Source organism: Acinetobacter sp., from assembly GCF_049284435.1.
Taxonomy (GTDB): domain Bacteria; phylum Pseudomonadota; class Gammaproteobacteria; order Pseudomonadales; family Moraxellaceae; genus Acinetobacter.
The window spans coordinates 1-11,784 of the sequence record NZ_JBAPXX010000127.1; the positions used below are offsets into that span (position 1 = coordinate 1).

Genomic DNA, 11,784 nt, shown 5'->3' on the forward strand with positions numbered 1-11,784 from the left:
TTTTTAAACTTGTCAAATAAAACCCAACTCAATCAAACTCAACTAAGTCACTGTTTTATCAGAAGTTTTAATCTTCATCACCGCCGATGGATGTGCATTCTACAGCATTTCAGATCCCTTGCAACACTTCTTGCAAAGATTTTTTATCGTGTGTTTATTTTTCAAACCAATAAAAATATAAGACATTGTTATATATAGTTAATTTATTTTCATTATTTTTAAATTTTATTGAGCACATCCTAAAAGCCATACTCACAACATCCACAAGATATTGTTTTAATTAAATTTAAATTATAAAAATCTTTATCACATGACTTATATCGTTCAATTCACATTCTATTCTTGTTTGATTCTTCATCAACCTGGCGTTTATATACACAAAATTTGTTTTATCCGGTCTTATTTCTATATAGAGATGCTCTATTTAAATATAGAAAAATGAATGCCAACCCTAAAAATTAAAAAAAGCCACTGCTATTTAGCAATGGCTTTTGGAATATTAAGCAACAATTAGAATTTCATACTGACACGTGCCCAGTAATTACGTCCCATATTATTAAACTGCTCGGTTGTTGGTAAACCTGTACCGGAAGCACCCATTTTGTTTAAGTGCTCGGTATAAGTCCGGTTCAGGACATTATCGACTCCGACTGATACATCCACGCTATCCATGACACGGTAGCTACCATTTAAAGACAAAGTGCCAAAGCCTGCGCTCTGCTTGTTGTCATAACCCACAATATTACCTTCGTTAAGACTGATCCGGTTTTGACCATCCACTACACGCCATAGCAATCCAAAATTATATTTGTCTTGAACATAGCGCAAGTTAACACGGGCTTCTAAAGGAGAAATTTGTGGCAACGGCGTATTGTCTGTAGTGTTTTCACCCCAGGCATACATGGCGCTGATATCGGCCTGCAGGCGGTCAGTAAACTGATAACCAACTCCAGCTTCTGCGCCAGCGATGGTGGCATCGACATTACGGGTATGTGCTTCTAACATCCCCCTCATGCCAGTAGGTTTATATGTCGTTAACACATAATCATTAACCAAACCTGCGTATGCGGATGCCCATGAATTGAAATGACCATGCTCATGTTGATAACCAAAATCTAGCTGTAATGTCTTTTCAATATCAATATTGGCAAAAGTATTAACATTATCATTTCCCGTTTTAGGACTGAATAATTCCCAGTAATCCGGCATACGCTCGACATAACCCAGACCAATATAGGTCTTGCCATCATCATGATCAGGATGATAATTTTCAAAACGAATAAAGGCACTCGGTAAAGTTTCTTTGCGTTCCTGTTGAGATTGAACAGCGTCTACATTGACCTGATCCAGACGGACACCAGATACCAACTTATTGTTATCACTGAGCGGATAACTCAGTTCTCCAAAAGCCCCCACAGACTGGAATTCCATATCTTTAGTTCGTGGCTGAGTTTGATACGGCGTCATCAGACTTCCGTTACGTTTAGTATGTTCATTATTCTGACTATCAATACCAGTAATCAGCTGCAATTTATCCCATTCACTGGTCATTGCCATACGCGCGTTCAATGTTTTACGTGTCACATTGGTCGCCATTGGCATACTCATCATTCCTCCAGGCTGGAACTCACGTAAACTAAAGTTATCCATGACATGGTCATTAAAGTTGTAGTTCACTTGTGCTTCTATCTTTTGGATCACATCCGTGACGTTGTGCTTTTCAACACGTAAACCCAGACTTTCGCGTGCGAACTTGGAACCATCCATTGCACGGCCAGCATAAACTGCTTCACCATCCGCCTTACCACCCGTCAGCTCTACCCAGGTATCTGCATCTGGAGTCCATCCCAAAGCCAGATCCGCATTCCAGCGTTCCCAATCTGAAGGCACAGTGGTTCCATCACCATCTTGGTAGCTAGTCGATACCGAACGATTGGTATTGAGTCGGACATATTTCTGTTCATCGCCTGCTGCAACTTCGACATTATGATCAAGGCGTCCGAAAGAGCCCATCAAGACACTGGCCTGACCGCGATAGTTTTGATCTTGATCAAACTGTTCCGGTGTACGTTCGAAAATGACCGTTGCCGCAGAGCCAGTATTGGCATATTGAACCGTCTGCGGGCCTTTAATCACCGAAATACGGTCATAGCTTTCCGGGGAAATATAGGAGGTCGGCGAATCCATACGACTTGGACAGGCGCCCAGGTTTTCGGTGCCATCGGTCAGGATTTTTATCCTTGAACCAAACATGCCGCGGAACGTCACATCACCATTGGTGCCGGCACCGCTATTGACCGCACTAAAGCCGACAATACTCTGTAAATAATCGGCACCATCGCTGGCAGGAATCGGCTGAATTGGTTGTTTCGGATCAGCACGGACAATCAGTCCATTGGCATCATTACCCGCAGCAGAGGTCACCACAATCGGCGCCATAGTGTGCACAGCAAGGGTTTCATTTGCCGTGGTGACTTGTGAATAACAGGCAACACAGATCGCAGCCGCAAGTGGCTGTAAAAAGAATTTAGGCTGAGCCATTTTTTATCTCACTGAATACATAAATAAAGCATGGCTTGAGTCAATAACAACCCAAGCGAAAAAATGCAGATTTATGCAGGCAGTGGTGGTGCCCGTCCCTGAGGAATTAAGAAGAGCTGCTGAAGGACAAACCAGACATGCTTAAAGGTTTTTTGATAAGCAATTAAACGTACATGAATCCGGTCAAGTACCTGCTGGATATCCAGATCAGGCGGCAAGATCAGATTGGCATAGACGGTACAGTACTGGCATTGATGATTGGCAGCATGATGGTCATGCTCAGCATGGTCGGATTGAACCTTGAAATGGGTATGTTCGCTTATACTATGCTGCGCATGCGGGTCTGTTGCTACAAAAAGTGCACGCGTGATGGTTTCACAAACCGGCGCAACCTGATATTGCTTCGGTAACAACGGCTGTAGAAATACAGCAATCTGTAGAAACACAGCTGCACATGCCAGTAGCAGCCCACCTCGTAACAACACAGATCAACCCTAAAATATGCTGATGCCCAGTATAACAAAGCCCAATTAAAATTGGGCTTTATTTGACATTAAATTGAACCAAAATAATGGACTTAGCGCTTGACTGCGACCTTGTCTTTATTACGCTGGCGTACCAGTTTTTCCACTTTTTCACGTGCACGTTGACGTTTTAATGGTGATAAATAATCAACAAATAATTTGCCATTTAAGTGATCCATTTCATGTTGGATACACACAGCGAGAAGTCCGTCAGCATCAAGCTCAAATGCTTGACCTTCCAGATTAATTGCCTCGATTTTTACACGTGACGGACGGTCAACTTTATCGTATATTTGAGGAACTGATAGACAGCCTTCTTCGTAGGGCTGCGTTTCTTCAGTCAATGGTGTGATTTTGGGGTTAATAAACACCATCGGTTGATCTTTATTTTCAGACAGATCCATAACAATCAGCTGAATATGACGATCCACCTGAGTCGCGGCAAGTCCGATACCTGGTGCTTCATACATGGTTTCAAACATATCCGCAGCGAGCTGACGAATTTCATCAGTCACTTCTTCGACAGGTTGTGCAATGGTACGAAGACGGGGATCCGGGAAACTTAAAATAGGTAATAAGGCCATACTGCGTCCTCAATTATGCCATTGATCAAAAAACTAAATGAAGGGAATGCTTCATCAAAAAAATGTGTGTAAGATCGTTATTATAACGCAACTACGCACATAATTTTAGGAATTATGATAATGAAAAAGGTTTTGAAGGGCATGCCATTTTTTAGTGCCTTGGGGTTTAAAAATCAGATGCTGGCACTTGCCGTTTGTGTCGGCGTCAGTATGGGGACCATTCATTCTGCTGAGGCAGCACCTGCACGCAACGTCAATCCACCGGCATTAAAAGCCAATGCACCGAACGTTTATGTGGTGAAAAAAGGCGATACGCTTTGGGATATCTCGAAACGCTTCCTGAAAAATCCGGTACGTTGGCCGGAAATCTGGGCCAGTAATAAGCACGTGAAAAATCCACACTGGATTTTCCCGGGCGACCGTCTGCTCATGTGCGATTACCAGGGCCGTCCGATTATTGGTAAAGACGAAGGTGATGGTTGTGAAGGGATTATCAGCCGCTATCTGGGCAGTACTTCTCTGCAACCCCAGATTCGTGTTGAATCTTTAAATAATACCATTCCCGTGATTCCGCTTGAACATATCAAGCAGTGGCTGGAACGCTATACCCTTCTGGCGCCAGATTCAGTTCAGGGCACACCCTACATTCTCGGAACTGCAGATCAGCGCGTACTGGCTGGCAAAGGCCAGAAAGTCTATGCACGTGGTCACGGCCTGGTAGTGGGTCAACGCTATGCGGTGTATCGCGAAGCGGAACCGTATGTATTTACGGATGCAAACGGCAAGAAATATACTGCTGCACTTGAGCTGCAACAGGTGGCATCTGGTATTGCAGTACGTAGCGAAGGTGATGTGACCACACTTGAACTGACTGACAGTTACAATGCAGAAGTGCGTCGTGGTGACCGCGTATTAGCTGAATACGATCCGATGTTACCAACTCTGTTCTATCCAACCAATGCAGAAAATATTGTGCCTGGTGGTCAGATTGTGCGTGTACTGGGGTCGATTGGTACAGCAGCGCGTCATAGTGTTGTCACTATTGACCGTGGTACGGCACATGGGGTTCAGACGGGCCATGTCTTTAGCGTGAATCAAAAAGGTGAAGTGGTAACTGATCCTAAAACTAAAGAACGTGTGCAATTGCCGGGCGAGCGTATTGGACAAGTGATGGTATTTAAAACCTTCGATCAATTAAGCTATGCTTATGTGCTGGAAAGTGAATTACCAATCAAGATGGGTGCAGGGATTCAACCGCCCCTTTTAGATGAATAAATATTTGTCTAAATAAAAAAACTCAATAATAAGAAGACAACCCTATAGGTCTCAATATGCTGAACCCGTTATCACGCGCGCAACTGGAAACAATTACGTTATGGTATCTGGTTCAGCATTCCCTTTCGAGTTTCTATAAAATTAGTCAACACTATGCCGAACTGGCCAATGCCATTCAGCCGGATCAGGTATCCGTCTGGCAGGCACTGGGTATTCATGCCAATCATGTACAGCGCTTAAAAGAGTTACATCGCCCCGAAGCACAGCAGAAATTTCAGCGATGTTTGCAGCAGATCCAGCAGGATAGCGATTTTATTTTGCTGCACAGTGACTCGCATTATCCGCAGCAGTTACATCCTTATGCAGATAAACCACCGATCATTTTTGGTCAAGGCAGGCCTGACACCTTGCTTCAGGCACAGATTGCAATTGTAGGTAGTCGCAAGCCGAGTCCGCATGGCCGGCAAGTGGCTTATGATTTTGCTTTTTATTTGAGTGAACAGGGTTTCTATATCAATAGCGGTCTGGCACACGGCATTGATGAAGCTGCACATCGGGCTGCGCTACAACATCAAGGCACGATTGCGGTAATGGCCACCGGACTGGATCAAACCTACCCATCCCAACATCAGTCACTGCGCCAGCAAATTATCGAACATGGCGGTGCTGTCATCAGTGAGTTTCTGCCAGATACACTGCCTTTGCAGCACCATTTTCCACGGCGCAACCGAATAGTCAGTGGTTTAAGCCTAGGCGTCATTGTGGCAGAGGCTGCGTTAAAAAGTGGTTCTCTGATTACGGCCAAACTGGCAGCCGAGCAAGGCAAAACCGTTTTTGCCATTCCGGGACATATTTACAGTACACATCATCAGGGCTGTCACCAACTGATTCGTGAGGGTGCGATTCTGATTGACCATCCACAGCAGGTAATCGAAGAGCTGGCGCTGGCCACGCAATGGCAAGCTTTGGAAAACACCGCCAAAACGAAAGTTGCTGAAGCAACATCACAGCAAATTCCGCCACATCTACTCAGTCTGTATAACCAACTGGACTGGGTGGGGCAGACTCTGGATAAGCTGGGAATGCAGGTGCAGCAAGAGGTATCTTCCCTGACCAGTCAACTGATGGAACTGGAATTACTCGGTTTTTGTACCCAGCAAGCCGGCCTGTATCTACGTTGTCGGATTCTAAAATAAGGTTCACAATAGCGCTTTGTTGTTTAATATAAGGTATCCACATGATCACTACCTCTGTTGCCGAAGCAGCAGCATGGCTTAAAGACGGACAAGTCTTGGCATATCCTACAGAGGCTGTTTGGGGCTTGGGTTGCGACCCCTATAATGAACAGGCATTTCATCAGATTTTAGAATTGAAGCAGCGCCCGATTGAAAAAGGCGTGATTTTGCTGGCAGCTCATCTTTCACAGGTAGAACATCTGTTGCAGGATTTAACCGAAGAAATGCGTGAAAAAGTGATTGAATCCTGGAGCAATGATAGACCTGCTGATCGCGCGACCACCTGGCTACTTCCCGCAAATAAAGACATTCCTGACTGGATTAAAGGTCATCATCCTAAAGTGGCCGTACGTGTAACCACTCACCCGCTCTGTGTGGCATTATGTCAGGCCTTTGGCGGTTTTATCGTTTCTACCAGTGCCAATCCTGCCGGTATGGAACCTGCCCGTTCACTGCAGGATGCGATCCGCTATTTTGACCAGAACCTGAATTATCTAAATGGTGACCTCGGTTTAAGTCAGCAACCAAGCCGGATCATTGATGCAGTGACTGGCGTAGTTATTCGTGACTGAGTCCTGTCTGATTTAGTCAGGACACTCAAGCCCGACTAAAGTTTTAAGACAAAAAAAAGCTCAGCCATATAGGGATGGCTGAGCATAAAAAAGGATGTGCATAAATCACATCCAGAGGGTTCAGAAAATCTCTGGGAGTCTGATAAAACAAGGATTTTTTTGCTTGATCATTCTCGATGGGCGCATTATGAAAGAAACCAAACACAACAACAAGTACAATAAAACAATCGAATAATACATATTATCTATTAATAACAAACAATTTTTGACCAATATTCAAAATATCTTGCTCTTTCTATTCTGTTTTTAAAATAAAAACGATATTTTTCTATTTGTTTTAACCTTGGAAAATTAGCATTTAAAAGGGGATTTCAATTAAAAAAATTTTGGTTAACCACTCAATATTTAATCAACCAAAATTCTTATTCAGCTCTTTTAATTCCTGATTAAGCAGATCTTCCAGGATATTGTGCCCAGAGAATTCCAAGTAAAATGATGCCACCGCCGATACTGTGATACATGGTCCAAGCTTCGCCCAGCCACAAATACGCCACCACCGCAGTAAAAACCGGCATCAGGTTCATAAAAATACTGCTGCGATTGGGACCAAGTTGCTGCACAGCCATCATCCAGAATAACGGCGCAGCAATGGAAGGGAAAATTCCGGCATAGATAATGCTGGCTGCGTTAGCGTGATTGATGCTGTCCAGACCTAAAATCAATACCAAAGGAATATGATAGAGAAAGGCCATAAAAATCTGGATATACAGGCTCATTAAGAGTGGAATCTGAATCTGCCATTTTTTCAGAAACACGCCATAACAGGCATAGAAAAATACTGCGATCAACATCAGCAGATCGCCAATATAACTTTCACCGACAGTTAAAAACTGCAGGCCCTGCCCTTGTGCCATGACATACATCAAGCCAATAAAGGACAGAAGACTCCCCAGCACTGCAGCCCGTGTCGGGCGAATCTTTAAAACAAAAATACCCACGATAATGGTAAAAATAGGAATAAAGGCATTGATCAGGCCCATATTGGTCGCAGTGGTATAATGTGCTGAGCTATAAGCCAACCCCTGATACAGCACCATTCCCAGCGCACTCAAAATAGCAAAATGCCCGAGATGCGGACGGATCTGCGGCCACGCCGATTTGACTTTGGGCAACATGAATGGAGTTAAAATCAGTAAGGCCAAGGCCCAGCGATAAAAACTGATACTGATGGGAGAAATATAATCTGCCACATAGCGGGTGACGGTCATATTCAGAGACCAAATCAAAACTGCGGCCAGTGGTAAGGCCATGGCCCACCAGACTGCCTTTTGTTGCTGTGTCATACTTTCATCCATGAGTCGCTGGTCTTGTTATTAAGCTATGCCTATTTGCGCATCCTAGCATAATAGATTTTTCACATAATATTGAGGCAATTTGCAGCTTTAAGTAACTGAGCTCACCTGTTTCTACTTGTACTGAAAGCGAATACCCGTTAAAACAAATACCGTTCAGTCGCAATAAACAGGAAATCTAATGACTCGCTCTGTATATGACATTCCAGTCAAAACCATTGAAGGAACAGAAACCACTTTAAACCAGTACCAAGGTAAGGTTTTGCTGGTGGTTAACGTAGCATCTAAATGTGGCCTGACGCCGCAATATGAAGGCTTACAAAAACTATATCAGGACAAAAAAGCGGAAGGTCTGGAAATTCTGGGCTTCCCTGCCAATAATTTTTTGGAACAGGAACCGGGTAGCGAAGCCGAGATTCAGGAATTCTGTTCAGTGAATTATAAAGTCGATTTCCCGCTATTTGCTAAAATCTCTGTCGCGGGCGAAGACAAGCATCCTTTATATACCACCCTTACGCAGGCTGTACCGGAACGTATCGGTGAAGGTCCTTGGTGGAAAGATCTGGTCGATTATGGCCTAACCCCAAACCAGCCACCAGAAGTACTCTGGAACTTTGAAAAATTCCTGATCAATAAAAATGGCGAAGTAGTGGCACGTTTTGCACCAGACATCACTGCAGATGATCCACGGATTGTAGATGCAGTTAATGCAGAACTTGCAAAATAATTCTCGATTATACCCATAAGCTTCAAGCTTGAAATAAGTATCTATTTTCTTGATAGATACTTATTTTTTTAAAACCGCTATTTAGCTAAATTGAGATTCACCGGACATATCTTTAAAGTAATTGCAGACCGAACACGCCAATTCGGTAAGAACAAAGTACTTCTTTACCAGTTTTTAATAAAATTTTTCCTGTTTCTGAATAGAGAAACGTTCGGAACCCAGAAGAATTGTTATGAGTTTGCAACAATCTTTTTTATCTCCATAGTTTGTCCTTATATTAGATACTAATAAAATTCCATCACCTGTATCGAGACCCTGATTCCATGTCCAAGATTCTTGCCAATGCTGTCCTTCCTTTCGCATTATTTAGCTCTGGAATTTTACTGATGGGTTGTGAACAGGCCGTTGAAGCACCGGCTGAACAGGCAGATACGACGATTTCAGATCTTGAGCCGACCGCTCAGCAACAGAGCTCAGCAGCGCAAACCGAACTTAAATCTGGCAATATGTTTTATATGGTTCGTGATGTGGCCGACTTGCAGCTCAAGGCCGGCAGTTATGTAGAACAGTTAAAACAGACCCAAACCGAACTGCAAACAGCGGTCGAAGCCAAAGATACTGAGCAACTGCAGTCCACCGCGACCCAACTACAGCAGCAACTCAGCAGTTTCAATCAGGTGCTGGGTAACCTGAACTTGAAAAGTCAGGAAATTGACCAGATTCGTGACAACATTATGACCGCCAATCAGCAAGTTCTGGCTTCTCCTCTTTTAAACGGTCAGGTGGATTTCAGCCAAGTGAACTTGAAAAAGATTGAATCGCAGATGGTCAATGTGCAATCCGAAATGGTCAAACTGGCCGGTTTGCTGATCCAGAATCCAGATAAGGAATCAGAGAGCAATACTGATCAGGAAAATACTTAAAATACCTAAAAATCTCATTTTGAGGCGATTGATCGAAACACGTCTTCCTCAATCGCCTTGCAGGCTATACACTGTTATGGATTATAAAAATTATATTTAGATCGGGAATCTTCATCTAATCAGATCATCAGGATTTCAATCATGTCGAATTCAGTGCTGTATTCTGTGGTTCCAGTCACATCCCGGCTTGATCTGAAAAATCCTTTTATTTTTACCGTTCATCATCAAGATCATTATCCGCAAGGCAATTCTAAATTAGGCCCAGTTTCCCCGCCACAGCAGCATGAATATGATATGTATTATGGCGAGAGTATTCCCGGCTTTCCGGAGCATCCGCATACTGGCTTTGAAACCATTACCATTGTCGAGCGTGGTTATGTCGATCATTTTGACTCGCAGGGAAACTCGGGACGTTATGGCGCGGGTGATGTGCAATGGCTGACCACAGGCAATGGGGTGCAGCATTGCGAGATGTTTCCCTTAGTCCATCAAGATCAGGACAATCCTCTGGAGCTATTTCAAATCTGGCTGAACTCCTCACCAGAACAGAAAAAGCAGCCGGCCGATTATAAAATGTTGTGGCGTGAACAGATTCCACATGTATTTTCAGCCGATGCGGCCGGACGTAAAGCGGAGATCCGAGTCATTTCAGGACAGTTTAAACAGACTCAGGCACTGGATCGGCCGCCACATTCATGGGCAGCCATTCCAGAGAATCAACTCAATATTTATTTAATCACTTTAAAGCCGGAAGCAGAATTAACCATTCCTGCCAGCACTGCTACTGCGACGCGTTTTTGTTATTTTTATCAAGGTAGAAGCTTAGAGCTTGAAGGACAGAAGATAGCGCCGAAGCATCTACTGGAACTCAAACCGGATACAGATATTCAGCTCAAAGGTGGGCTGCTGGAATCACATATTTTATGGTTGGAGGGTGAACCGATTGGCGCACCTGTTGCCATGCATGGGCCTTTTGTTTTGAATAGTGCGCAAGAACTGGATACTGCTTTTCGCCGTTATCGCGAAACCCAGTTTGGTGGCTGGCCTTGGCCAAGTGCTGAACCATCATTTCCACCAGAACATCCACGTTTTGCCAGTTATGAAGGCGGCAAACGTGAAGAATATCCAGACAAAGAAGCCACTGAATAGTGGGTTCTTTGACATCGGATCAGCTCATATTATTTTTTCGGGCTTTTGACGACGACCAGTTTTTTCTGCACAAATTCTCTGAAACCGTCAATGGAGAGTTCATGTCCATAACCGGAATTTTTGATTCCACCAAATGGCAATTCGGGCGCAGTATCAGTAAACCAGTTGATCCAGATCATGCCAGTTTCCACCCGTGACGCCAGCTTTTTCGCCCGCTCGATATCCTGTGAATGAATCACGCCACCTAAGCCATAATTGGAATCATTGGCAATTTCGACAATTTCATCATCATCCTTCGCTACATAGATTTGCGCCACCGGGCCAAAGAATTCTTCATACCAGGCTTCATTTTCACGCGTGATATTTTCTAGAATGGTCGGCGCATAGAAATTGCCTTGATGTTCTACAGCCTTACCGCCAGTGACCAAAGTTGCACCTTGCGCTACGGCCTTTTCGACTTGTTCGGTCAGCTTTTCCAAAGCGTCAGCGGAAGACAGTGGACCCAATGTAGTTTCAGGATCAAGCGGATCGCCAATTTTTAACCCTTCAAATACCTTGATCATGCCAGCCTTGAATTCTTCTGCAATTTTTTCATGCAGAATAAATCGCTTCGCCGCTGTACACACCTGCCCGGCATTATTGACCCGTGCCTGACAGCCTAATTTAATCGCGCGTTCCAGATCCGCATCATCCAGTACGATGAATACATCATTGCCACCCAGTTCCAGTGTGGATTTTTTAAGGTGTTTTCCGGCTTGTTCAGCGACGGCACTACCCGCACCTTCTGAACCTGTCAATGCCACACCACGCACGCGCTTGTCTGCAATCACCTCAGCGACCTGATCACTGCTGATAAACAGATTGGTCCAGACGCCTTTGGGTGCGCCTGCATCCAAGATCAG

11 protein-coding genes are annotated in these 11,784 nt (G+C 44.2%); 6 read left to right on the forward strand and 5 right to left on the reverse strand.

Going from position 1 to position 11,784, the window contains the following annotated elements; translation table 11 throughout:
- Nucleotides 1–510 precede the first annotated feature (510 nt).
- From WAK81_RS11045 to def, 3 genes are all read right to left on the reverse strand, one after another.
- Nucleotides 511–2,541: a TonB-dependent copper receptor gene (locus WAK81_RS11045; protein ID WP_422196849.1), complete on the reverse strand. Its 2,031-nt coding sequence runs from the start codon at nt 2,539–2,541 to the stop codon at nt 511–513.
- 71 nt (nt 2,542–2,612) lie between these two features.
- A complete protein-coding gene (locus tag WAK81_RS11050; RefSeq protein ID WP_422196850.1) occupies nt 2,613–3,026 on the reverse strand; it encodes a DUF2946 family protein in 414 nt (137 codons plus the stop codon).
- A gap of 92 nt (nt 3,027–3,118) precedes the next feature.
- On the reverse strand, nt 3,119–3,649 hold the full coding sequence (gene def / locus WAK81_RS11055; RefSeq protein ID WP_004644875.1) for a peptide deformylase: 531 nt from the start codon (nt 3,647–3,649) through the stop codon (nt 3,119–3,121).
- A gap of 120 nt (nt 3,650–3,769) precedes the next feature.
- Between def and WAK81_RS11060 the strand changes: the two genes are divergently transcribed.
- The 3 genes from WAK81_RS11060 to WAK81_RS11070 are packed head-to-tail and all read left to right on the forward strand — an operon-like array spanning nt 3,770 to nt 6,731.
- Entirely contained in the window at nt 3,770–4,924 is a 1,155-nt protein-coding gene (locus WAK81_RS11060; protein WP_422196851.1) for a LysM peptidoglycan-binding domain-containing protein, read from the forward strand.
- Between the two features lie 56 nt (nt 4,925–4,980).
- Nucleotides 4,981–6,120 (forward strand): DNA-processing protein DprA, encoded by a 1,140-nt coding sequence (gene dprA, locus WAK81_RS11065; RefSeq protein ID WP_422196852.1) that lies wholly within the window; start codon nt 4,981–4,983, stop codon nt 6,118–6,120.
- 41 nt (nt 6,121–6,161) lie between these two features.
- The gene (locus WAK81_RS11070) at nt 6,162–6,731 is read left to right on the forward strand and encodes an L-threonylcarbamoyladenylate synthase (RefSeq protein WP_422196853.1); all 570 of its coding nucleotides are present in this window, start codon (nt 6,162–6,164) and stop codon (nt 6,729–6,731) included.
- A 446-nt stretch (nt 6,732–7,177) separates the two neighbouring features.
- On the opposite strand, the gene WAK81_RS11075 is transcribed toward WAK81_RS11070, so the two are convergent.
- On the reverse strand, nt 7,178–8,074 hold the full coding sequence (locus WAK81_RS11075; protein WP_422196854.1) for a DMT family transporter: 897 nt from the start codon (nt 8,072–8,074) through the stop codon (nt 7,178–7,180).
- A gap of 190 nt (nt 8,075–8,264) precedes the next feature.
- Between WAK81_RS11075 and WAK81_RS11080 the strand changes: the two genes are divergently transcribed.
- The 3 genes from WAK81_RS11080 (at nt 8,265) to WAK81_RS11090 (ending at nt 10,882) form a co-directional block, all read left to right on the forward strand.
- Complete coding sequence (locus WAK81_RS11080) at nt 8,265–8,810, forward strand: glutathione peroxidase (protein WP_004281007.1); 546 nt, start codon at nt 8,265–8,267, stop codon at nt 8,808–8,810.
- A gap of 323 nt (nt 8,811–9,133) precedes the next feature.
- Nucleotides 9,134–9,733, forward strand: coding sequence for a hypothetical protein (locus WAK81_RS11085; protein ID WP_422196855.1), 600 nt, complete (start codon nt 9,134–9,136; stop codon nt 9,731–9,733).
- 141 nt (nt 9,734–9,874) lie between these two features.
- A complete protein-coding gene (locus tag WAK81_RS11090; protein WP_422196856.1) occupies nt 9,875–10,882 on the forward strand; it encodes a pirin family protein in 1,008 nt (335 codons plus the stop codon).
- 29 nt (nt 10,883–10,911) lie between these two features.
- Here WAK81_RS11090 and WAK81_RS11095 read toward each other — a convergent pair.
- Nucleotides 10,912–11,784, reverse strand: an 873-nt coding sequence (locus WAK81_RS11095; protein ID WP_422196857.1) for an aldehyde dehydrogenase family protein, incomplete at its 5' end; no start/stop codon positions are given.